At 76.0% G+C, this 21,715-nt stretch carries 22 protein-coding genes; 7 read left to right on the forward strand and 15 right to left on the reverse strand.

The window, feature by feature from the left end:
• Nucleotides 1-121 precede the first annotated feature (121 nt).
• Nucleotides 122-571: a VOC family protein gene (locus tag OU787_RS05160; RefSeq protein WP_030460195.1), complete on the forward strand. Its 450-nt coding sequence runs from the start codon at nucleotides 122-124 to the stop codon at nucleotides 569-571.
• Between the two features lie 142 nt (nucleotides 572-713).
• Here the strand turns inward: OU787_RS05160 and OU787_RS05165 are convergent, their stop codons facing one another.
• Nucleotides 714-1,697 (reverse strand): ArsR/SmtB family transcription factor, encoded by a 984-nt coding sequence (locus tag OU787_RS05165; RefSeq protein ID WP_268658677.1) that lies wholly within the window; start codon nucleotides 1,695-1,697, stop codon nucleotides 714-716.
• Nucleotides 1,698-1,777: 80 nt separating this feature from the next.
• Between OU787_RS05165 and OU787_RS05170 the strand changes: the two genes are divergently transcribed.
• Nucleotides 1,778-3,001 carry an MFS transporter gene (locus OU787_RS05170; RefSeq protein WP_268658678.1) on the forward strand — a complete coding sequence of 408 codons (1,224 nt, stop codon included), beginning with the start codon at nucleotides 1,778-1,780 and terminating at the stop codon, nucleotides 2,999-3,001.
• A gap of 81 nt (nucleotides 3,002-3,082) precedes the next feature.
• On the opposite strand, the gene OU787_RS05175 is transcribed toward OU787_RS05170, so the two are convergent.
• The 3 genes from OU787_RS05175 to OU787_RS05185 form a co-directional block, all read right to left on the reverse strand.
• Nucleotides 3,083-3,811: a DUF1775 domain-containing protein gene (locus OU787_RS05175; RefSeq protein WP_268658679.1), complete on the reverse strand. Its 729-nt coding sequence runs from the start codon at nucleotides 3,809-3,811 to the stop codon at nucleotides 3,083-3,085.
• Nucleotides 3,812-3,821: 10 nt separating this feature from the next.
• Nucleotides 3,822-5,249 (reverse strand): hypothetical protein, encoded by a 1,428-nt coding sequence (locus tag OU787_RS05180; protein WP_030460191.1) that lies wholly within the window; start codon nucleotides 5,247-5,249, stop codon nucleotides 3,822-3,824.
• A gap of 346 nt (nucleotides 5,250-5,595) precedes the next feature.
• Entirely contained in the window at nucleotides 5,596-7,083 is a 1,488-nt protein-coding gene (locus OU787_RS05185) for a DNA-binding protein NsdB (RefSeq protein WP_268658680.1), read from the reverse strand.
• 419 nt (nucleotides 7,084-7,502) lie between these two features.
• Here OU787_RS05185 and OU787_RS05190 point away from each other — a divergent pair, with 419 nt between their 5' ends.
• Nucleotides 7,503-8,660: an aminoglycoside phosphotransferase family protein gene (locus tag OU787_RS05190; RefSeq protein WP_327059354.1), complete on the forward strand. Its 1,158-nt coding sequence runs from the start codon at nucleotides 7,503-7,505 to the stop codon at nucleotides 8,658-8,660.
• 29 nt (nucleotides 8,661-8,689) lie between these two features.
• Here OU787_RS05190 and OU787_RS05195 read toward each other — a convergent pair whose 3' ends face one another.
• The 4 genes from OU787_RS05195 to OU787_RS05205 form a co-directional block, all read right to left on the reverse strand.
• Entirely contained in the window at nucleotides 8,690-9,844 is a 1,155-nt protein-coding gene (locus tag OU787_RS05195; protein WP_268658681.1) for an acyl-CoA dehydrogenase family protein, read from the reverse strand.
• A gap of 56 nt (nucleotides 9,845-9,900) precedes the next feature.
• Nucleotides 9,901-9,981, reverse strand: coding sequence for a putative leader peptide (locus OU787_RS34775; RefSeq protein ID WP_359783877.1), 81 nt, complete (start codon nucleotides 9,979-9,981; stop codon nucleotides 9,901-9,903).
• A gap of 6 nt (nucleotides 9,982-9,987) precedes the next feature.
• A complete protein-coding gene (locus tag OU787_RS05200; RefSeq protein ID WP_030460187.1) occupies nucleotides 9,988-10,482 on the reverse strand; it encodes a hypothetical protein in 495 nt (164 codons plus the stop codon).
• An 830-nt stretch (nucleotides 10,483-11,312) separates the two neighbouring features.
• Complete coding sequence (locus OU787_RS05205; protein WP_268658682.1) at nucleotides 11,313-11,555, reverse strand: DUF397 domain-containing protein; 243 nt, start codon at nucleotides 11,553-11,555, stop codon at nucleotides 11,313-11,315.
• A gap of 217 nt (nucleotides 11,556-11,772) precedes the next feature.
• On the opposite strand from OU787_RS05205, the gene OU787_RS05210 reads away from it, so the two are divergent.
• Together OU787_RS05210 and OU787_RS05215 are read left to right on the forward strand one after the other, a co-directional pair.
• Entirely contained in the window at nucleotides 11,773-12,315 is a 543-nt protein-coding gene (locus OU787_RS05210; RefSeq protein ID WP_081966911.1) for a PTS-dependent dihydroxyacetone kinase phosphotransferase subunit DhaM, read from the forward strand.
• Nucleotides 12,316-12,516: 201 nt separating this feature from the next.
• Nucleotides 12,517-13,446 carry an NAD-dependent epimerase/dehydratase family protein gene (locus tag OU787_RS05215; RefSeq protein WP_268658683.1) on the forward strand — a complete coding sequence of 310 codons (930 nt, stop codon included), beginning with the start codon at nucleotides 12,517-12,519 and terminating at the stop codon, nucleotides 13,444-13,446.
• 42 nt (nucleotides 13,447-13,488) lie between these two features.
• Here OU787_RS05215 and OU787_RS05220 read toward each other — a convergent pair whose 3' ends face one another.
• The 6 genes from OU787_RS05220 to OU787_RS05245 all read right to left on the reverse strand — a co-directional run bounded on the left by OU787_RS05220 (nucleotide 13,489) and on the right by OU787_RS05245 (nucleotide 17,968).
• Entirely contained in the window at nucleotides 13,489-13,968 is a 480-nt protein-coding gene (locus OU787_RS05220; protein WP_123557214.1) for an NUDIX hydrolase, read from the reverse strand.
• Nucleotides 13,969-14,005: 37 nt separating this feature from the next.
• On the reverse strand, nucleotides 14,006-14,605 hold the full coding sequence (locus tag OU787_RS05225; protein WP_268658684.1) for a NeuD/PglB/VioB family sugar acetyltransferase: 600 nt from the start codon (nucleotides 14,603-14,605) through the stop codon (nucleotides 14,006-14,008).
• 50 nt (nucleotides 14,606-14,655) lie between these two features.
• A complete protein-coding gene (locus OU787_RS05230) occupies nucleotides 14,656-15,354 on the reverse strand; it encodes a sugar transferase (protein ID WP_268658685.1) in 699 nt (232 codons plus the stop codon).
• Nucleotides 15,355-15,481: 127 nt separating this feature from the next.
• Nucleotides 15,482-16,669, reverse strand: a complete 1,188-nt coding sequence (locus tag OU787_RS05235) for a glycosyltransferase (protein ID WP_268658686.1) — start codon at nucleotides 16,667-16,669, stop codon at nucleotides 15,482-15,484.
• Nucleotides 16,662-17,489 (reverse strand): polysaccharide deacetylase family protein, encoded by an 828-nt coding sequence (locus OU787_RS05240; protein ID WP_268658687.1) that lies wholly within the window; start codon nucleotides 17,487-17,489, stop codon nucleotides 16,662-16,664. The genes OU787_RS05235 and OU787_RS05240 overlap by 8 nt, the downstream gene beginning before the upstream one ends.
• Nucleotides 17,490-17,707: 218 nt before the next feature.
• Nucleotides 17,708-17,968 (reverse strand): hypothetical protein, encoded by a 261-nt coding sequence (locus OU787_RS05245; RefSeq protein WP_030460178.1) that lies wholly within the window; start codon nucleotides 17,966-17,968, stop codon nucleotides 17,708-17,710.
• Nucleotides 17,969-18,378: 410 nt separating this feature from the next.
• Between OU787_RS05245 and OU787_RS05250 the strand changes: the two genes are divergently transcribed.
• Nucleotides 18,379-19,383 (forward strand): polysaccharide deacetylase family protein, encoded by a 1,005-nt coding sequence (locus tag OU787_RS05250; protein WP_030460177.1) that lies wholly within the window; start codon nucleotides 18,379-18,381, stop codon nucleotides 19,381-19,383.
• Nucleotides 19,384-19,455: 72 nt separating this feature from the next.
• On the opposite strand, the gene OU787_RS05255 is transcribed toward OU787_RS05250, so the two are convergent.
• A complete protein-coding gene (locus OU787_RS05255; protein ID WP_268658688.1) occupies nucleotides 19,456-20,679 on the reverse strand; it encodes an MFS transporter in 1,224 nt (407 codons plus the stop codon).
• 195 nt (nucleotides 20,680-20,874) lie between these two features.
• Here OU787_RS05255 and OU787_RS05260 point away from each other — a divergent pair, with 195 nt between their 5' ends.
• Nucleotides 20,875-21,636: a glutamate racemase gene (locus tag OU787_RS05260; protein WP_030460175.1), complete on the forward strand. Its 762-nt coding sequence runs from the start codon at nucleotides 20,875-20,877 to the stop codon at nucleotides 21,634-21,636.
• Nucleotides 21,637-21,715 lie beyond the last annotated feature (79 nt).

Consider the following 21,715-nt stretch of genomic DNA (forward strand, 5'->3'; position numbering starts at 1 on the left):
ACGTCCCGCGGGGACGGTCCGCCGGAGCCCCCGGCCGACCGTCCCCGCCCCTCGTCGGGCGACGCACCGACCCCCCGGAGATCGTTGCCGCTCGATCTGACGTGCGATTGAATCCCTTGGCATGACGCTCACTTGGAAACTGGTCGTGGACAGCCGGGACGCCGCCGCACTCGCCGAGTTCTGGGCCGCCGCCCTCGGGTACGAGGTCGAGGACCCGACCGCACTGATCGACGGCCTGCTCGCCGCCGGCCGGCTCCCCGCCGCCGCGGTCCTGGAACGCGGCGGCCGCAAGCTGTTCCGCGGCTACTCGGCCGTCCGCCACCCCGAGGACCCGTACGACCCGGTGAGCGGCATCGGCCAGGGCCGCCGGATCCTCTTCCAGGACGTCCCCGAGGCCAAGCAGGGCAAGAACCGGCTGCACCTCGACGTCCACTCCGGCGGCGAACTCGACGCCGTGGTCGCCCGGTTGGAGGGGCTCGGCGCCACCCGGATCGAGGAGCAGCAGCAGGGCCCGGCCGGCCACTGGTGGGTGATGCGCGACCCCGAGGGCAACGAGTTCTGCGTCGCCTGACCGGCGGCCGGACCCAACCGGAGCCGGACCCAGCCGGTTCCGGACCCAACCGGTGCCGGGCTCAGCCAGCGCCGGACCCAGCCGGTTCCGGGCCCAACCGGCGGCCGGGCCCAGCCGGTGCCCGGCCCAACCGGTGCCGGGCTCAGCCGGGGCCCGGCCCCGCCGCCAACCGGTCGCCCAGCTCGGTGCGGTGGTAGAGCACCCGGCGGCCCACCCTGGTCCGGTCGACCAGGCCGGTGTCCCGGAGGATCGCCAGGTGGCCGCCGACCGTACCCACCGACTGCCCCAGCAGCAGGGCGAGTTCGCTGGTGGTGGCGGGCGTCTCCAACTGGCCCAGGATCTGCGCCCGCCCGCCGCCGAGCAGCCGGGCCAGCGCCCGCCCGTCACCGCTCCCGCCCGTCCCGCCGCCGGAGCCGCGCGCCGCGTACACCATCGCGAACGGGCGGCCCGGCGCCTCGCACAGCCAGGAACTGCGCTGCGCCGTGACCGGGACGAACAGCAGGCCGTCCGACCCGACCAGCCGGTCCGGGCCCGGGCGGTCGCTGAACCGGATCGCGTCCGTGCCGACCCAGGCGCTGGTCCGGTTCATCAGGTGCAGCGCCCGCGGCCAGCCGTGCGCGGCCAGCAGCCCGGCCCGGTAGGTGACGTCGCGCTGGAGGCCCGCCCGCCGGGCCGGCCAGTCCGCGGCCAGGTGCGCGTCCCAGACCTCGCGGAACAGCGCGGCCGCCCGCGCCCCGTGGCCGCGGCCGCCCAGCCAGTCCAGCCGCTGGCCCGCCCAGGCGTGCTCCTGCGCGGTGCGCAGCCCCGCCACCGCGACCTCGTCCGGCACCCGGGCCACCTCGGCGAGCTCCGCCTCCAGCGCGGTCTCCATCCCGCCGCCCGGCGGCAGCGTCAGGTGCCCCGGCAGGTACTTGGTCGCCGAGATCAGCTCCACCAGCCCGCGCGCGTACCCGTCCTCCGCCAGCCGCGCCAGGAACGCCGGCCGGTGCCGCTCCCGCCAGGGCACCGCCCACGGTTCGCTGTACGGGCGGGCCAGTTGGACGATCGCCGCCAGCGTCTCGGCGAACGGCGACAGCGCGAACCGGGACCGCGACAGCGCGAGCGAATCCAGACGCAGCACGACCACGCGCCGCCCTCCCTCCGGTGACCTTTCGGTGGAACCCGAAACGATAGAGGCCCCGGCACGACCGCTCGCACACTCTGCGGGTGCTTCCACCACTCCTTCACCACTCCGGCTTCCGCCGCTTCTTCACCGGCCGGGCGATCTCCCTGCTCGGCAGCTCGATGGCCCCCGTCGCGCTCGCCTTCGCCGTCCTCGACGCCGCCCACGGCCGGGCCGCCGACCTGGGCACCGTCCTCGCCGTCCGGATGCTCCCGCTGCTCGCCCTGCTGCTGCTCGGCGGCGCGGTCGCCGACCGGCTGCCCCGGCGCACCGTCCTGCTCACCACCCACCTCGGCGCGGGCCTCAGCCAGGGCGCCGCCGCCACCCTGCTGCTCACCGGCCACTACGCGCTCGGCCCGTTCGCCGCCCTGGAGTTCCTCAACGGGGCACTCACCGCGTTCACCTCGCCCGCCCTGCGCGGCGTGCTCCCCGAACTCGTCCCGAACGACCGGCTCCGGCCCGCCAACGCCCTGCTGGGCATGGCCGCGAACGGCAGCAAGCTGTTCGGCCCGCCGCTGGCCGGCCTGCTGGTGGCCGGCGTCGGCCCCGGCTGGGCGGTCGCCCTCGACGCCCTCAGCTACCTGCCCGCCGCGTACCTGCTCGCCCGGCTGCCCGCCGGACCCGCCCGCAGCCGCCCGACCGCCCTCCGCGCCGCCCTCCGCACCGACCTGCGCGAGGGCTGGACGATGTTCCGCCGCACCCGCTGGGTCTGGTGGACCACCTGGTCGTTCTGCGCCACCAACCTGCTGCTGGTCGGCCCCTGGCAGATCCTCGGCCCGCAACTCGCCGGGCCCGCCCTCTGGGGCACCCTGCTCGCCGCCCGCGGCGCCGGGCTGCTGCTCGCCGACACCGCCGCCTACCGGCTGGCCCCCCGCCGCCTGCTCGCCACCGGCCAACTCGCCGGCCTGCTCCTGCCGCTCCCGCTGCTCGCCCTCGGCCTCCGCGCCCCCGTCCCCTGGCTGTTCGCCGCCGCCCTCGCCTCCGGCCTGGGCCTCGCCCTCTCCGCCACCGCCTGGAACACCTCCGTCCAGGAACACCTCCCGCACGACGTCCTCTCCCGGGTCTCCGCCAACGCCGACGCCCTCTCCTACCTCGCCATCCCCCTCGGCCAGTTGGCCTGCGCCCCGCTCACCACCCGCCTCGGCGCCCCCGCCCTCGCCGCCACCGCCGCCCTCGCCCAGGCCGCACTCACCCTGCTCCCCCTGCTCTCCCCCACCGTCCGCCACCTCCCGCACCGGCCCGAGACCCCGGCCCCCGTCCCGGCCTGACCCGGACACCCCCGGCACGACGAAGCCCCCGCGCCCGCCCCGGCCGGGCCGGAACGAGCGCGGGGGCGACGAACTACCGCGCTAAGAGGCCGACTTGCGGCGGCGCAGCACCAGCACGACCAGCGCGGCGAGGACCGCGACGCCCGCGACGCCGCCGAGCACCACCGCGGTGGTGCCGCCGCCGTCCTCGCCGCCCCCGGCAGCGACCGTGGGAGCGGACGCGGACCCGGACGGGGTCGCGGACGGAGACCCGGACGCGGACGCAGGCGGGGACGCGGACGCGGAGGCGAACAGCGTCACGCCGTCGGTCGGCAGCGCTCTCGCGCCCGGGGCGGCCGGGGTGAGGGCGAGCACCGGCGCGGGGTGCTGCGGCTTGGTGTCGCCCTGCGGGAGTTCGATCCAGCGGTCGGTGTGGCCGTCGGAGTAGTCGACCAGGGTCTTGAACACCAGCGAGGCGGCGTCCGGGAGTTGGAGCACCCGGACGGTCCACTCGGCGGCCGTGCCGGGCGCCAGCGCGGGGCCGGCCACGGTGAAGCCCTCGGCAGTGGGGGTGAGCGTCCAGCCGGCGGGGGCCTTGGCCAGGGTGAGGTCGGCCGGGGTCAGCCCGGCGGGCAGCACGACCTTGACGTCGGTGATGCCCGCGGTGGAGGACTCGCCCTCGGCGGAGAAGGCGACCTCGGCGTCGACGGCGAGCGCCTGCGCGGTCGGCGACCCGACCTCGACGTGCGCCGCGGCGGTGCCGGCCGCGCCGAGCACCAGGCCCAGCGCGAGGAGGGGCGCGGCGGAGCGGTGGCGGAGTCGTGGGCGCATGGCGGGAACCCTACCGGTCGCGGGCCGTCAGCCGGCCGCGGACCGCCGCGTGCACCTCGGCCTCCTCGGCCGGGTCGGCGGCGAGCCGGCGCAGGCGTTCGAGGACCCGGACGTCGCCGGTGGTGGTGACGTGGGTGGCGGCGAGCTCGCGGGTGGACTCCTCGCAGTCCCACAGGCACTCGACGGCGGGGCCGGCCCCGAAGTTGGGGTCGGTGACGGCGAGCGCCTGGGCGGCGCGGCCGCGCAGCTCGGAGGAGGCGGCCTCGCCGTAGACGTGCCGCAGGGCGGGGACGGCGGCGGTGGCGTGCAGCCGGCCGACGCCGTCGACCAGGCTGCCGAGGGCGGCGCCGGCCACGCCGTTCAGTGAGATCCACTGGTGCAGGGCGGCGACGACCAGCGGGGCGTCGCAGGGTTCACCGGCGTCCGCGAGCAGGCGGACGGCGGCCTGGGCGAGGGCGCTGTCCGCGCCGCCGGTCGCCGGGTCGGCCCAGCGGCGGGCGTGCGCGAGCGCCTCGGGACCTCGCATCCGGCCGAGCAGTTCCAGCGAGGCGCGGACCACCCGGTGGTCCAGGTCCGCCGCGGCGGTCTCGATGAATCCGGCGGCGGCCGGGTCGCGCTGTTCGACGAGGTGGCGCAGCGCGGCGCAGCGGGCGCCGGCCGGGCCGTGCGCGGCGGCGTCGTGCAGCAGCGGGACGTCCTCGGGGCGGACCACGGCGGTGAGGCAGCGGGCGGCCGCGGCGGCGCGGCGGGCGAGGGCGTCGGGCGCGGTGCCCTCGCCCTGGTCGGCCCAGGCGAGCACGTCGGCGGTGGACCAGCCGGGGGTGACGCCGGGGCGGTTGAGCTGCCGTTGCCACAGGTCGAACGGTGACTGCTCGGTGGCGGCGGCCACCCTGGGGTGGTGCGGGGCCCACAGCCGCCATACTCGCGGCTCGTAGGCGGCGCGGATGGTCTCGCGCAGGTCGGCGTCGCCCTCCGGGTCGGCCGGGAAGCGGTCGAGGACGGCGGGGGCGAGGGCGAGCAGGGCCTCGTCGGTGTCGCGCAGGGCGAGTTCGTCGAGGGCCCAGGCCCAGTTGGTTCCGGTGGTGGTGTAGGCGCGCAGCAGGTCGAGGGCGTCGCGGCGGCCGTAGCCGGCGAGGTGGCCCAGGACGGCGAGGGCGAGGCCGGTGCGGGCCTCGTCGGTGTCGAGGCTGTCCTCGGGCGAGTGCAGGTGGAGCTCGATGCCGGTGAGGGGGGCTTCGAGCTCCATGTAGAGGCGGGCGTAGTACAAGGAGCGGTTCTCGACCTGCCAGTCGGCGCGGGGGTCGTTGGTGACGCAGGTCTCGACGGCGGCGATCGCCTCGTCGCGGTCTGCGGCCAACGCATGCAGCTGCCCGTCTCCGCGGCCTCTCTGGAGGAGGCCGAGGAGGCTGGCGCTGGGCGCTATCACTGGCTCGAACATGAGGTCAGCATCCGTTGCGGCGGTCGTCGTGGCAACGGGATTTCCGTCGCCGGGGTCGGTTGGCACAGCTCAGGCGCCCGGGCGCCGGAATCACCGAAGGTTACCGCCTGGGTGGCCGATCCGCACACAGGGCAACGGATTTCCGCCCGGTGACCGCGCCAAACCGGGTCCGTCCGTACCGGATCGACCCCTTCCGGAATGTGCGGTGCGTTCGGGCGCGAATCAGCCCGTTGTTCGGCATTCGGACACCCCCGGCCGGAGGTGTCCGGAGCCGGTGCGGACGGAGCCGGTGCGGACCGGGTCGGATCGGGCAGGGTCGGATCGGACGGGGTCGGATCGGACCGGGTCAGATCGGGCGGGGTCCGCGGGGTGCGGGCAGCACGGCGTGGATCCGGTCGCGGAGTTCGGCCACCTCGGGCAGTCCGCGGTAGCGGGTGGAGAGCCGGTACATCTCGCGCAGCCGGTCCCAGGTGCGCTTGGAGGAGGTGTCGTTGATCGAGGCGAGGGCGAGTTTGGCCTGCACCTGGGCCTCGTCGGGTTCGCCGGAGATCCAGTGGACGGAGGCCAGGGTGATCCGGTCGAGCAGCGCGGACCGCTCCCGGCCGGTCGTCTGGCGCAGCCGGATCGCCTCCCGGGCGTGCCGGAGGGCGAGCGGGACGGCGCCGGGGTCGTGCTCGGCGAGGGTGCGGTAGACCAGGGCCTGCATGCCGTGCAGTTCGGCCTCGTTGAACAGCTGCATCCAGCTGGGCGGGGGTTCGGGGCTGTCCTGGACGAACAGCTCCTCGGCCTCGCCGAGCGCCCGGTGGGTGGCCTCGGAGCGGCCGAGCGAGGCCTGCGCCCAGGCTTCGACGGTGTGCAGCATGGCCCGGGTGCGCGGCTGGGTGCCGTCGCGGGGACCGGCGCTGGCGTTAGCGAGCTGCATGAGTTCGAGGGCGTCGTCGGCCCGGCCGAGGTGGAGCATCTGGCGGGCGGCGCGGGAGATCGCCTCGCCGGCCCGGGGGCGGTCGTCGGCCTCCCGGGCGGCCTGCGCGGCGATCACGAAGTAGCGCTGGGCGGTGGGTTCGAGGCCGACGTCGTGGGACATCCAGCCGGCCAGCACGGCGAGGTTGGCGGCGACCGTCCACAACCGGCGCTCCAGCGCGGGCGGGTGGCCGTGGGTGAGCAGGCCGCCGACCTCGTTGAGCTGGCCGACCACGGCCTTGCGCTGGAGTCCGCCGCCGCGCGAGGCGTCCCAGGCCCGGAACACGTCGACGGCGCGTTCGAGGGCGGCGACCTCGTCGTTGCCGACCGGTCCGGGTTCGTAGACGTCCAGGACGGGGTGCGCCCCGCCCTGCACCAGGACGGGGCGGGGGCCCGGGCGGGCGGCCGCCTCGGCGACCGCGCCGCCGGTGAGCCAGTCGTGCAGGTTGTCGGCGATGACCGCGCCCGCCGCGAGGGCGGCCGAGGCGCCGACCAGTCCGCGTCTGTTCAGCATGAGGTCCATTCCCGTGAACTCGGTGAGGACCGCGGCCGTCCGATCCGGTGCCCAGGGCTCCTTCGGCGGTGCTGCGCTGCTGCTGCCGTGCCTGGTGGGCCGGTGTCGTTCGAGACCGAGGTCCTCGGTGGTGACGACACGGCCGAGCCGCTCCGTGAACACGGCGGCCAGCACCCTCGGCACCGGGTCGCGCGGGATCTCGCCGTGCTCGATCCAGCGCCGCACCCGGGAGGTGTCGGTGGACAGCTGCTGCTCGCCCAGCGCGGCACCCCGCCGGTTGACCAGCCGGGCCAGCTCGCCCTTGGACCATCCGGTCAGGGCGAAGTGGTCGGCCAGTCTGGTGTTCGGCCCCTTGCTCAACTGAAGCCCCCAGGATCCTCGGCTGGTTCCCGACCCTAGTGGCTCTGTCACATGCCAAGCGACCATTCGCCAGGGTTCGCCAGGGTGCGCTACGTGGTGTGCCAGTGCCGTCCGGGTGTCAGGTAGGTATGCGCCACCCCGGCTCCGCGCCGGAACGGCCCCCGACCGGCCCGGATCCCGATCCGACGGCGTGTCGGACGGCCTTCCGGGAGCGGTGCAGCGGGGGGTGGCGCGACCGGGTGGCGCGGGGGCGCCGGGCAGGGCGCGGTGGTCGGGACGGACGTACTTCCCCAGGGTGCGGACGGTTCCGGCGGGCCGCGGGCCGTGCCCGGCGCCCGCGCCCCACCCGGCGGGCCCGACCCCAGTCGACGGGCCACCCTCAGCTTTGCCGCCGGTCAAGGAAGGACCCTCACCAGCCCATGTACTCCACAGCCAGCACCGGTACCCGCTCGTCGTCCCCGAACGGGGTGGACGCCGCGGCCGCACGCCCGTCACGCTCCCCCTGCGCCCCCGACCGCCGGTGCGGGCCGCCCGCGCCGCGCGGCGCGGAGCTGCGCGACCCGCGCGGGCGCACCACCCTGGTGACCCGTCCGGTGGCGGACCAGGCCGGTCGGCTGGGCCGGCCGGCCGCGGGCCGGGCCCCGGAGGCGTTCGTGGACCGGGTGGACCCGGCCGCGCTGCAGACCCCGGCGGTGCGGGCGGTGCTCGCCAACGTCGCGCGGATATGTCCGGCGTTCCTGCCGCGCCAGGTGCTGCGGGAGGGCAGTCGGCACATCCTGATCGCGGGCACCATCGGCCGGGCCCCGGTGGTGGCGAAGTGCCTGGCGCCGGCGGCGCTGCGCGGGGAGCGGGCGGAGCAGCTGATCGAGCGCTTCCACCACGAGGTGGCGGTGTACCGGGCGTTCGTCCGGCACCGTCCGCCGGTGCGGCTGCCGCGGCTGGTGGCGGCCGACCACGACCGCTGCGTGCTGGTGCTGGAGCGGGTGCCGGGTCGGCCGGCGGCCCGCGAGCGGCACCCGGTGAACGCGCCGACCCCGGGCGAGGTGCGCGCGGTGCTGGGCGCGGTGCGCACGCTGAACCTGTGGCGGCCGCCGACCGACGTGTTCGGCAAGCCGATGGACTACCAGACCGAGATCGCCCGGTACCACTCGCTGGGCCTGCTGACCGACCGGGACGCGGGCGACCTGCGCGGCCTGCTGCACGGCCTGTCCTCGGTGCCGTGGCAGCTGAACCACGGCGACGCGCTGCTCGGCAACATCCTGCTGGCCCCGTCCGGCCCGGTCCTGCTGGACTGGGAGCAGGCCGGCTGGTACCTGCCGGGCTACGACCTGGCGGTGCTGTGGAGCGTGCTGTCGGGCGACACCGCGGCCCGCCGCCAGATCAGCCAACTCGCCCAGTCCGGCGGCACGCTGGCCCGGGACGCGTTCCTGGTGAACCTGGTGCTGGTGCTGATGCGCGAGCTGCGGCTGCACGACGTCCCGGGCGCGGGCGAGGAGCAGCGGATCATGATCCGCCGGCTGTACGACGACTCGGCGCTGGCCCGCCGCGCGGTCCGCGCGGCGGTCGGCACCCGCTAGTCCGGCGCCGGAGACCCGACCGGCGGGTTTCAGCCACCCAGCAGGGCTTCGCCGAGGGCGTCCAGCACGGTGTCCTCGGCGGGCAGTTGGGTGCGCAGGCTGAGGGTGTCGCGCAGGTGGCGCTCCAGCGGGTGGCGGCGGTCGAGACCGGTGCTGCCGGTGAGGGTGAGGGTCCGCTGCACGGTGTCCGCGGCGGTGCGGGCGGCGAGCAGTTGGACGGCGGGCGCCCGGGTGGCGGCGGCCGGGTCGGCGTCGGTGCGGGCGGCCAGGCCGTGGACGAGCTCCTCGGCGCCGGTGAGCGCGGCGTCGAGTTCGCCGAGCGGGCGGCGGTGGACGGCGGCGGTGCCGCGCAGCCGCCCGGCGGACCAGTCCAGGGCGGCCCGGGCGGTGCCCAGCAGGACGGCGGTCAGGGCGAGTTGGCGCCAGGCCGCGGCGAGCGGGTCGGCGGGGAAGGCCGGCCCCTTGGGCAGGTGGGCGGCGTCGGTGCCGATCCGGGTGTCCTCCAGCAGGACGTCGTGGCCGGCCGCGGCGCGCAGGCCGAGCTGGTCGGCGGCGGGGTCGATCTCCAGTCCGGGGCTGTCGGCGCGGACCAGGAACAGCCCGGTGCGTGGCCGGTTCCGATCGGTCCGGTCCTCGGCGGTGCGGGCCTCGACGACCAGCCAGGCGAGCGCCTCGGCGCCGGGGCAGTGCGGGGCGCGGCCGACGAGCCGCCAGGCGTCGCCCTGCCAGTGCGCGGTGACGGCGGGCGGGCGTCCGGCGGGGGCCCGGAGGGTGCCGACCAGGGCGGGGCCGCGGCGGGACTCGGTGAGCAGCCGCCGGTAGAGCGCGGCGGGCCAGGGCGCGGTGCGGGCCTGTTCGGCGTGGTGCAGCAGGGTGTGCGCGGCGAGCAGGGCGACCGAGGCGTCGCCGCGGCCGAGCCGGGCCAGCACCCGGACGGTGTCGGCCAGTCCGGCGCCGGGCCCGCCGTGCCGCCGGCCGACGGTGAGGGTGAGCAGCCCGGCCTCGTGCACGGTTTCGACGCCCTGGTAGGGGAAGGTGCCGTCGCGGTCGTGCTCGGCGGCCCGGGCGGCCAGCAGGTCGACGACCCGGGGCAGCCGGGCGAGCGCCCGTTCGACGGCGCCGTCGGCGGCGGGGTCCGCGGGAGCGGGGGTGGGGACGGTCGGCTGCGCTGCGGTGCGGGTCATGGCGGGGCCTCCGGGCGGGCGGCGTGGGGGGTGTCGGGCGTCCGTGACTGGGTGGTTCAGGACGCCGGACAGGCCGCGCCGGCGGTGCGCCGGAGGTCCACGTGCAGGCGGCGGGTGAGCAGCGGCGGCCGGGGCATCGCGCGTCAGCCCTGTTGGAACATCTCCGCCGGAAGCGGCTTGAGGAGCTGGTAGAGGTCGTCCGAAATCGGTCGGTCCCAGGAGGCGATGGTGACCTGGACGCCGTCGCTGCGGCCGAACTGCGAGCAGTAGAGCCGTTCCTCGGTGACCTTGACCTTGCGGACGATCAGCAGGTCGTCGCCGAGCATGACCGGGAAGTCCTCGGCCGAGACGAAGTCGACCTGCTCCTCGTTCTCCAGCGAGGCGAGCAGCTGGCGGGCCTCGATCGGCACGCCGTCCTCGCTCTCGCGGGCGGGCGACTCCTGCGGGACGTTGCCGATCAGCATGGCCGGGCCGCGGCCGCCGAGCAGGTCGTACTGCAGGAAGATGCCTTGGCAGGAACCGTCCTGACCGGCCAGGATCATGGCGCCGAAGTCGCCGGGCCAGTCGCCCGGATCCATGGCCAGTACGTCGAAGTCCGGGCCGGCGGGCTGTCCGGAGCGACGGCGGAGAAATGACATGGGCCCATCGTACGTGTCCGGTGGGTGGGGGCCGGTGCGCGGGTCCGCGATCAGGCCGAGATCTACGCTCAGGGACCAATGTTGACTCTGAGCAACCGTCCGGGCTACGTTCGGTTCAGCACGACGGCCGCTCCGGGGCGAGATCCACAGGGGGTGGCTTGTCGCAGCGTGCCTTGCGCGCATTCCCTCACTGCGCACGCGGTCGTGTGAACTCCAAGCACCATTTGCTGATTCAATGGTCCTTAGACGGTTCCTTGAGCCTGCGGGTGATTCCGGCGGGCTCCGGGCGGTCGAGGTGCCATCAGGTCGGCGCCACAACAGCCACATAAAACAAACCCAGAGCCAGGTTCGCGGGGCCCTCGTGCCGTCGCGTCCGCGAACCTTGCCCGGATCACCGCCGCGTGGGGGCGTGCGGAATCCGGGCTCCGGCCCACCCCGGGGAGTCGCTCTTCCCGGTCGGGCCAACTCCCGCTGCGACGGCTGCCGCACCCCTGTGCGGCACAGGGACTGGGAGAGCCCGTCAGCGGCGCCGTTGACGGGCAGCACAAGCGGGCGCCGTGCCTATACCGCGTGGGGGCGGTAGGCACGGCGTCTGCCTGCTCTTACTGTGCTGGCAGGCTTGTCGACCAGTCAACAAGATTCGGTCCATCAGAACTCTTTTGTAACCTCGGCGTATGCCCAGTCGTCACCTGCGCGCGGGTTCCGGCCCGCTCCGCCGCGCCCCGGAACTCCTGGTCCGGGGCGTGGCGGGCCGGTGAACGCCGGGCCAACCGGCGGGCCGGGGTTGGCCGAATTCCGGGCACGTCCGGCGACCGCCGCCGCTGCTTCCGCTACTTCTGCGGGTCGAACTCGCCGTCCCGGGCGCCCAGGACGAAGGCCCGCCACTCGGCGGGGGTGAAGATCAGCGCCGGGCCGTCCGGCTCCGCGCCGTTGCGCATGGCGATGTACCCGTCGACGAAGGCGATCTGCACGCCCTGTTCGTCGCCCGCCGCGTTCTGCCACTCGGCCCCGCTCACGTCGAGCTCGATCTTGCGCCGCTCGTTCGCCGCCTGGGCCGCCTCTGCCGGCGTCATCCGCTCACCCTCCCGCTGGGTCCTGCTGTGGTCGAGCGGCCAGCCTAGCCACCCGGGCCGCCCGGGCGGGCCGATCGGGGCCCGCGCGGCCCGCGGGGCGGTGCAGATGGGCCGATCCGGCCGTCCGGCGGCGACACCTGTGCTAAGAGGACGTCCCGGCCGCCGCCTCGGGGTGAGGATGGGGTCGAGCAGTCCGCCACCGACCCGGGAGCAGCCGATGGACCAGCGGGACCGCAGCCGCGCCGACGTCATCCCGATCTCCACCGCGCCGTCGGCCCCGCCGGTGGGCGCCGCGACCGGCACGGTGACCGCGCCGGTGCCCTCGGTGCCGCGCCCGGCCCGGCCGGCCGGGCACGGGCGGGTGGGCCTGGTGCTGGTGTCGCACAGCCAGGAACTCGCCGACGCGGTGCGGGCGGTGGCCCTGGCTGTGACGGAGGCGGACGATCCGGCTCCGGTCGCGGCGACCGGCGGCGCGCTGGCCGACGGGCCGGGCAGCAGCGCGGTGCTGGTGGCCGCGGCGGCCCGCCGGGTCGACCAGGGCCACGGCGTGGCGGTGCTGTGCGACCTGGACGGCCCGGTGCGCACCGTGCTGACGGTGCTGGCCGCGGCCGACGAGCACGGCCTGCCGTTCCCGACCCGGTTCGCCGACGCCCCGTTCGTGGAGGGCGCGGTGGCGGCGGTGGCGACCGCGACCGCAGGCGGCGACCTGGCGGCGGTGCTGGACGCGGCGGAGGAGACCGCCCGCCGCCCCAAGCGCTGACCCGGCCCGCCCGCTTCCGGACCGCCGACTTCCGGACCCTCCGCTTCCGGACCCTCCGCTTCCGGACCGCCGCACCGGATGCGGCGGTTCGGTTGCGCATGTGGGGATTTCGCGCACGGCGGGCACGGGACCGCCGCTAGAGTCGGGCGATGGCCCGGCGGGGGGATTCCCCGGGCCCGAGCAGAGGGGTGGTGCGCGGCCGTGCGTGTGGTGATCACCGGTGGGGCAGGGTTCATCGGGGCCAATCTGGCCCGGGAGTTGACGTCGCGTCAGGAGGTGGCGGAGGTCCGGGTGGTGGACGACCTGTCCACCGGCAGCAAGGCCAACCTGGCGGGGGTGGACGTCTCCTTCTTCGAGGGCAGCATCCTCGACCCGGCCCTGCTGGACGCGGCGTTCACCGGCGCCGACGCGGTGGTGCACCTGGCGGCGCTGCCGTCGGTGCCGCGTTCGGTCGCCGCCCCGCTGGCCAGCCACCGGGTGAACGCCACCGGCACCCTGGAGGTGCTGGAGGCGGCCCGCCGCGCGGGCGGCCTGTACGTCGCGGCGGCGTCCTCGTCCTCGGTGTACGGCGCCAACCGGGAGCTGCCCAAGCGCGAGACGATGCGCGCCGCCCCGATGAGCCCCTACGCGGTCTCCAAGCTGGCCACCGAGTCCTACCTCGGCGCGTACCACCACTGCTACGGCCTGGGCGTGCTGCCGCTGCGCTTCTTCAACGTGTTCGGGCCGCTGCAGGCCGCCGGGCACGCGTACGCGGCGGTGGTCCCGGCGTTCCTGGACGCGGCGCTGGCGGGCCGGCCGGTGACGGTGCACGGGGACGGGCGGCAGAGCCGCGACTTCACCTACGTCGGCACGGTCGCCCAGGTGCTGGCCGAGGCGGTGCTGCGCCGGGTGGTCAGCGCGGACCCGGTGAACCTGGCCTTCGGGACGCGGACCTCGCTGCTGGAGCTGATCGACCTGATGGGCGCCGTGCTGGGCGCGCCGGTCGCCGCCGCGCACGTCGACCCGCGGCCGGGGGACGTGCGGGACTCGCAGGCCGACAACGCGCGGCTGCGCGGGCTGTTCCCGGACGTGGTGCCCGTCCCGCTGGAGGAGGGGCTGCGGCGCACCGCGGACTGGTTCCGGACGCTCTGACCCGCGGGCGGGGGCGCGCGCCGGGCGCGCGCCCCCGCCTCGCTAACGACCCGTCAGCTCGAAGTGCGCCTCGTCCTTTCCGGCCAGGGCGCGGGCGATGTGGTCGCGGTGCCGGTCCCCGATGTCGGGGAGCGCGTCCGGGTGGAACCAGCCGACCTGGAGCGACTCGTCGTCGTTCACCCGGGCCTCGCCGGACAGCGGGCGGCAGCGGAAGACCAGGTCCAGGTACTGGGAGCGGTCGCCGTTCGGGTACTCGATCATCGGGGAGACCGACACCGAGACCAGTTGCTCGGGCAGCACCGTCACGCCGGTCTCCTCCAGGCACTCGCGCACCACGGTGTCCGCGGGCTGCTCCCCCGGGTCGATGATGCCGCCGATCAGCGCCCACCTCCCGTTGTCCACCCGCTGCCCGAGCAGCACCCGCCCGTCCTCGTCGACCACCACGGCCGACACCCCGGACAACCAGAGCGGCCGGTGCCCGACCACCTCGCGCAGCTCCGCCAGAAACGCAGGAATTCCCATGCGGGGAAGCCTAGGCGACGCCCTCCGGCACCGGTGCTCAGCGGGTGAGCGGGCGGGCCGGGGTGCCGACGACGGTGGTGGCGGGCGGGACGTCGCGGGTGACGGTGGCGGCGGCGCCGACGAAGGCGGCGCGGCCGACGGTGCGGCCCTGGAGGACGACGGCGCCGGAGCCGACGGTGCTGTCGTCCTCCAGGTAGACGGCGCCGGAGACGTTGGCGCCGGGGTAGACGGTGACCCGGGCGCCGAGGCGGGTGTCGTGGCCGACGGTCGCGTTGTAGTGGACCTGGCTGTGCGGGCCGAGGCGGACGCTGCTGGAGACGTGCGCGCCGCCCATCACCAGGCAGCCGGGGGCGAGTTCGGTCTCGGGGGCGATGATCGCCCGGGGGTGCACCAGGGTGACGGGGTGGCCGCCGGCCGCGTCCAGCAGGGCGGCCAGCCGGGCCCGGACCGCCGGATCGGCGATGCCGATCAAGTACGGTGCGCCGGCGGGCAGTTCGGCGGGTTTCCGGACCGGCAGGCCGCGCACCGGGCCCCCGGCGAGCCGGTCGTCCAGGAACCCGGAGACCTCGACGCCCGCGGCGAGCGCCACGTCCAGCGCCTCCCGGCCGACGCCGCCCGCGCCCGCGATCCACACCATGTGCCGTGCTCCGTCCGTCGTGTCGGCTCCTCCTTCCGGAAGGTACCGGTTCAGCCGCGCAGTTCCTCCCGGGCCAGCCGGGGTGCGGTCGCGGTGGCCTGCCGGGGCAGCACGATCCGGGCGGCGGCCGGTTCGGCGGGGGCCGGTTCGGCGGGGGCGGGGGCCGGGGGCTGGGCGGGGGCCGGGAAGCCGGGGTTGACGCCGCCGGCGGCGGTGATGCCGGCGGGGCGCAGCAGCACCTTCACGGTGAGGGCGAGGATGCGCAGGTCGAGGGCGAGGCTGTGGTGCTCGATGTACCAGAGGTCGAGTTCGATGCGTTCGGGCCAGGTGATGGAGTTGCGGCCGCGGACCTGGGCCCAGCCGGTGAGGCCGGGGCGGACGGCGAGCCGGCCGCGCTGGCGGTCGGAGTAGTGGACGACCTGCTCGGGCAGGGTGGGGCGGGGGCCGATGACGCCCATGTCGCCGCGCAGGACGTTCCACAGCTGCGGGAGTTCGTCCAGGCTGGTCTTGCGCAGCAGCGCGCCGAGGCGGGTGATGCGCGGGGCGTCGGGTTCGTCCTCGTGCCGTTTGTCGCGCATGGTGCGGAACTTGAGGATGGCGAATTCCCGGCCGTGCCGGCCGGTGCGGGTCTGACGGAAGATCACCGGTCCGCCCGTGGTGGCGCGGATCAGGAGGGCGATCAGCAGGCCGAGCGGGACGGCGATGATCCCGGCCAGCACGGTGACCGCGAGGTCCCCCCCTCGCTTCATTTCTCCCCCAACTGGGTCGGTGCGTCGTGGTGTGGTGGGCGCGCCCGGGGCTGCCCGGCGCGCGGCGGTGGTGACGGTGCGGGCGGCCGTGGTGCCGCGCGGTGCGCAGTCGGTGCGCGGTCGGTGGTCAGTCGGTGGTCCAGCGCAGCCCGCGGCGGCGGGCGACGGCGGCGTAGGTCTCCAGCGAGACCCGGGCGACCGCGCGCTGGTCGAACCGGTCGAGGGCGCGGCGGCGGGCCGCCGCGCCCAGGCGTATCCGCAGGGCGGGCTCGGTGAGGAGCCGGTCGAGGGCGGTGGTGAGGGCGGCGGCGTCGGCCGCCGGGGCGAGCAGCAGGTGTTCGTCGTGGGTGCCGATCTCGCGGCAGCCGCGGATGTCGCTGAGCAGCAGGGGCAGGCCGCTGGCGGCGGCCTCCATGCCGGAGCGGGAGAAGCCCTCCCGGTGGGAGGGGAGGACGAAGACGTCGAGGGCGGCGTACACGGCGGGCATGTCGTCGCGGGGGCCGAGGAACTCGACGCCGGCCTCGGCGGCGCGCAGCGCGTCGGGCTTGTCGGGGTCGTCGGGGCCGATCCACACGAAGCGGGCCTTGCCGGCCAGGGCCCGGGCGGCCTCGGCGTACTCCCGGATGCCCTTCTCGGCGACCCGCCGGCCGACCCCGCCGACCAGCAACTCGTCCTCGGCGACGCCGAGTTCGGCGCGCAGCCGGGTGCGCAGGGCGTCCCGGGCCGGGCCGGGGGCGGGGAAGCGGTCGAGGTCGATGCCGTTGCCGACCACCCGGGAGCGCCGCGCGGGGACGCCCCACCTGGCGAGCGCGGCCCGGTCCTCGGCGTTCTGGTAGAGCTCGGCGTGCGAGAAGCGGGCGGCGAACGCCTCGGCGCCGAGCACGGCGAGCCGTTTGGCGAGCGGGTCGTGGGCCTGCGCCCACAGGCCGTGGCAGGTGTTGACGACGACGGGGACGCGGGCGAGCCGGCCGAGGATCCGGCCGAGCACGCCGGTCTTCGGGTTGTGGGTGTGCAGCACGTCGGGGCGGATCCGGCGCAGTTCGGCGAGCAGTTCGCGGGCGGCGGCGAGGTCGGCGCCGGGCTGCCAGGCGCGGGTGAGCGAGGGCAGCGGCCGGTGCCGGACGCCGAGCTGCTCGATCCGCTCCAGGTGGGGGCCGGGGGCGCTGATGCCGTAGGTGTGCAGGCCGTGCTGGACGTCGACGGCGAGTTCGGTGGCGAGCAGCAGGTGCAGCGACATGTCGACGGTGGTGAGGTGGGCGACCCGCAGCGGCCGCCCGCCCTCGCCGCGCAGGCGGAGCGGGAGCTGGTCAGGCACCGGCGCCCACCGCCTTCGCGGTGGCGACGATCCGGGCGTAGGCGCGTTCGGGGACGAGCCGGCCGTACAGCTTGGCCCGGAAGAAGTCGATCGGGTCGGTGCGCCGGACCGGGACGCGGTGGAAGCGGACCGGGTCGTAGCCGGGCAGGTTGCGGCCGACCTGTCCGGTGGCGCAGGTGCGGAAGCGGGCCCGCAGCGCGGCGTCCAGGTGCGGGACGGGGCGGCCCCAGGTGTAGGCGAAGTGCGCGGGGCGGGTGCCGAGGTGTTCCTCGACGTCGTCGCCGCAGGCGTCGAGTTCGGCGGTGGTGAGCAGTTCGGGGCGGGCGTGGCTGCGGGTGTGGTTGGCGACGGTGCACAGCCCGGAGGCGGTCATCTCGCGCAGCTGCTCCCAGCTGAGGCCGGTGGCGGGGGCGCCCTTGGCGGTGGAGCCCTCCCAGCGCATCGGGGCGCCGACCAGGCCGCTGGCCAGGTAGACCGTGAACGGCAGGCCGCGTTCCCTGAGCAGCGGCCAGGCCGTCTCGTAGGTGTCGGCGAAGCCGTCGTCGAAGGTGAGGACGGTGCTGGGGGTGCGCAGGCCGGCGGTGAGGCGGTCGGCGGCGGTGTCCAGCGGGACGACCCGGCCGGGCGGGAGCTCGGCGAGCAGGTCGGCCTGGGCGGTGAAGTCGGCGGTGGCGAGGTCGAGCTCGTCGGCGGTGCCGCCGCCCACCCGGTGGTAGATCAGCAGGGTGGCGCCCTCGCCGGGCACCCGGCCGGCCGCGCGGGCCAGCTGCTGTTTGACCTTGGTCCGGACGCCTCCGGCCCCGGCGGCGCTGCTCGGCATGGATCCCCCTCGCGGTGCCCCCGCACCGGACTGTGACTCCCCCGGCCCGCGGCTGCCGCGGGCGATGCGAATCACAGTAGGGGGAAGTGTGAGGCTGGTGCCCCGGAAACGTGAAAGAAGTGCGTAGGTAGGCCGAAAATCAGCCGGTCCGACCGGTCCTGTCCCATTGGTGGACGTTTTCCGGTCGACAGTCGGTCAACCCGACCGGTCCGGGCGGTTCAGGACGTGGCGCCGCCGCTCGGGCGCAGCAGCGCGACGCCGATCCGGACCAGCACCAGCACCCCGGCGGCCAGGCAGCCGGCCACCGCCATCACCCAGGCCGGGCCGTCGGTCTGCGGGACCAGCACGGCCACCGCGATGCCCATGCCGACGCAGACCAGGCCGAGCAGGGCCAGCAGCGGCTGGTGGCGGCGCAGCGCGCAGCCGCTGAACAGGGCGGAGCGGCGGGTAGCGGCACGGTCACTTCGGGTGTCTGCCATGCCCTCAACGGTAACCCGGTGCGGGGGCGCGGGCCATGGTCCTCCTCCCCGCCGGAACGCCGCCGGAACGCCGCCGGGCGGTGCCGGGCAGTGTCGGACGGGTGCCCGGCGGGGGCCGGACGGGTGCCCGGCGGGGGCCGCTGCAAGGGCTTCCGGCGGCTGCCGGGCCGCCTTGCGGAGCGTTTCCGGACCGCCCGCGAAATCTCGCCGTCCGGCGTACAACCATCCCGGGGCGTCGTGGGTCTCCACTACATTGAGCGATCCAGGAGCCGCCTGACGAGCGGGGTCGGGAGTACCCCCGCCGCGGGCTAGATCACTCGGGTGCGGAGCCGCCGCGCCCGGGGTCGGAGGCCGGGCTCCGCCTGCCGACGGTACCGCCACGCCGCTTGCCGGCGACCGAGGGGGGAACCGTGTCGTACGCCACCACCGCCGCTGCCGTCTGCGCCCCGCCCCAGCCCGTCGTCCCGTCCGCCGCGCCCGCCCCGCGCCGGCCCCGGGAGCAGGGGCGGGACCGGAGCAGCTGGCTGCGGTTCAGCCCCGCCCAGCCGCTGTTCCGGGCCCGGGCCGCGCAGCGGCTCGCCGTGCTCGCCTACCACGGGATCACCGACCCGGCCTCGTTCGGCGCCCAGCTGGACCGGCTGCGGCGGCTGGCCACGCCGGTGTCCGTGCAGGACGTGGAGCGGGCGCTGGCCGAGGGCCGGCCGCTGCCGCCGCGCTCGGTGCTGGTGACCTTCGACGACCCGGACCGCACCGTGCTGCGGCACGCGCTGCCGGAGCTGGTGGCCCGGCGGATCCCGGCGGCCGCGTTCGTGATCGCCGAGCTGGTCGGCACCGAGAAGCCGTTCTGGTGGCACGAGGCGGCGTTCCTGTCCCGGCACGGCGGCCGGGCCCGGCTGCTGTCCCGCGGCGCCGACCCGGCCCGGGTGCTGGCCCTGCTCAAGGCGATGCCCGACCCGGACCGGCGGCGCAGCCTGGCCGAGCTGCGGGTCTCGGCGAACCGCCGCCCGCCGTCCCAGGAGCAGCTGCGCCCGGAGGACCTGCGCACCCTGCGGGAGGCGGACGTGACGGTCGGCAACCACACCCTGGGGCACCCCTCGCTGCGGCGCTGCGACGAGGCGACGGTGCACGCGGAGATCACCGGCGCGCACCGGGCGCTGACCCGCTGGCTGGGCGAGGCCCCGTCGGCGTTCGCCTACCCGGACGGCGGCTTCGACGAGCGGGCGGACGCGGTGCTGCGCCAGCTCGGCTACCGGCTCGGCTTCCTCTCCGACCACCGGCTGGGGCCCCGGCTGCCCGCGCACCCGCTGCGGATCAGCCGCCTCCAGGTCGACTCGACCACCTCGACCCGCCGGTTCGACACCATCCTGTCCGGCCTGGAGCCGGCGGTGCAGCGGCTGCTGGGCGCGCAGTCCTGACCCCGTCCGGCAGGCGAGCGGCCCGCACCCCTCCGGAGGGGTGCGGGCCGCTCGCGCACGGGCCGGGCCGGGTCAGTCGGTGGCGGTGGGGCGGATGCCGCGCATCCGGCCGATCGCGTAGACGGCGCCGGCCAGGGCCAGGTCGGAGAGCAGCATGAAGCCGATCGAGTAGCTGCTCTTGGCGCTGTAGATGGCGCCCATCACCAGCGGCGGGACGAACCCGCCGAGGCCGCCGATCGCGCCGACGATGCCGGTCACCGAGCCGACCTGGGCGACCGGGGTGACCTGGGCGACCAGCGCGAACACCGAGCCGCTGGTGGTGCCGAGGCCGGCCGCCATCACCATGAAGGCGATGGTGCCGACCGGGCTGAGGGCCGGGTCGAAGGCCTGGACGACGGCGAACAGTGCGGTGACCGCCAGCGCCCAGCAGGTCACCACGGCCGGGTGGATCCGGTCCGACAGCCAGCCGCCGAACGGCCGGAAGACCACCGTGACCAGCGCGAACCCGGCGGCCTTGGTGCCCGCGTCGGTGGCGGACAGCTCGTACCAGGTCTTCAGGTAGGTGGGCAGGTAGACGCCGAACGCGACGATGCCGCCGAAGCCGATCGCGTACAGCGCGGACAGCTCCCACGTCACCCGCAGCCGCCCGGCCCGCCCGAGCCGGGAGGCCAGCGAGGCGGTCGGGACCACCCGGTCGGGGCGGTCGCGCAGCAGGAAGAAGGAGACCACCGTGTAGGCGGCCAGGGCGATCGCCATCACCCAGAACGGCAGGTCGTGGCTGTGCTTCCACAGCCGCGGGGTGAAGTAGCCGGACAGCGCGACGCCGCCCATGCCCATGCCGAACACGCCGATGCCCAGGCCGCGCTTGCTGGCCGGGAACCAGGAGTTCACCAGCGGCACGCCGATGGCGAAGGTGGTGCCGCCGAGCCCGAGGAAGAACCCGACCGCGAGCAGCGCCCCGTACGACTCGCGGGCCGGGATCAGCAGCAGCACCGGGACGATGGTCAGCGCCGACATCAGCGGGAACATCAGCCGGGCCCCGAACCGGTCGGTCAGCGCGCCGACCGGGACGCGGCCCAGCGAGCCGACGATGACCGGCACCGCGACCAGGAACGACTGGGCGAACGACGACATGTGCAGGGTCTTGTCGAACTCGCCCGCCAGCGGGGCGATCAGGTTCCACGCCCAGAAGGTCAGCGCGAAGCCGATGGTGGCGACCACCAGGTTGGTGTAGGCCGTGCCCGACACCTTGTTGTCGGCTGGCACCCGTTCGTTCGATGCTGTCAGCTGTCCCATGGGACCCAAGCCTCGGAGGAGGCGCCGCCACTGGCCGGGGACACGCCAAGATCGCGGTCATACTGTCAGTCAAACGGAGCAGACCCGGGTTCCCAGGGCCGTAGGGCGGCGGCTCGTGCCGGGGCGCCCGGGGCGGGGACGGCGGCTCCGCGGGGGCCGCGGGGGCCGCGGGGGCACGGGGTAGAGTCGGTGCTCGTGAAGATCGCCCTCGTGGACTCCGGACTCGGACTGCTCGCCGCCGCCGCCGCGATCCGGCGGCTGCGCCCCGACGCGGACCTGGTCGTCTCCTGCGACCCCGACGGCATGCCCTGGGGGCCGCGGACGCCCGAGGACATCACCGAGCACGCGCTGGCCTGCGCCCGGGCCGCGATGGCGCACCGCCCGGAGGCGCTGGTGGTGGCCTGCAACACGGCGACGGTGCACGCGCTGGACCGGCTGCGGGCCGAGTTCGAGCCGGGGCTGCCGGTGGTCGGGACGGTGCCCGCGATCAAGCCCGCGGCCGCGGCCGGCGGGGTGGTGGCGATCTGGGCGACCTCCCGGACCACCGGCAGCGCGTACCAGCGCGGGCTGATCGCCGAGTTCGGCGGGGCCGCCGAGGTCCACGAGGTGGCCTGCCCCGAACTGGCCGAAGCCGTCGAGCGGGCCGACCGGGCCGCGATCGCCGCCGCCGTCGCCTCGGCCGCCGCCCGCACCCCCGCCGGGACCACCGACGTGGTGCTGGGCTGCACCCACTACGAACTGATCGACGACCTGATCGCCGCCGCCCTCGCCCACCCGGTCCGCCTGCACGGCTCCGCGGACGCGATCGCCGCCCAGACCCTGCGCCGCCTCGGCCCCGGCACCCGCCCCGGCGACGGAACGCTGACCGTCCTGCACTCCGGCCGCCCGTCCGCCCTCCAGCCCGAGGCCCTCGCCTACCCGCAGGGCGCACTCCTGACGGCCCCCGCCCGGGTCTGAACCTGCCGCCGCCCGGGCTGTCGTGCCCCGGGCCGTCGTGCCTCGGGGGTGGTTGGGGGCGGATCGGGCAGACTGCCCG

Origin of the sequence: Kitasatospora sp. YST-16 (assembly GCF_026802215.1) — a bacterium.
Lineage (GTDB): Bacteria > Actinomycetota > Actinomycetes > Streptomycetales > Streptomycetaceae > Kitasatospora > Kitasatospora cineracea.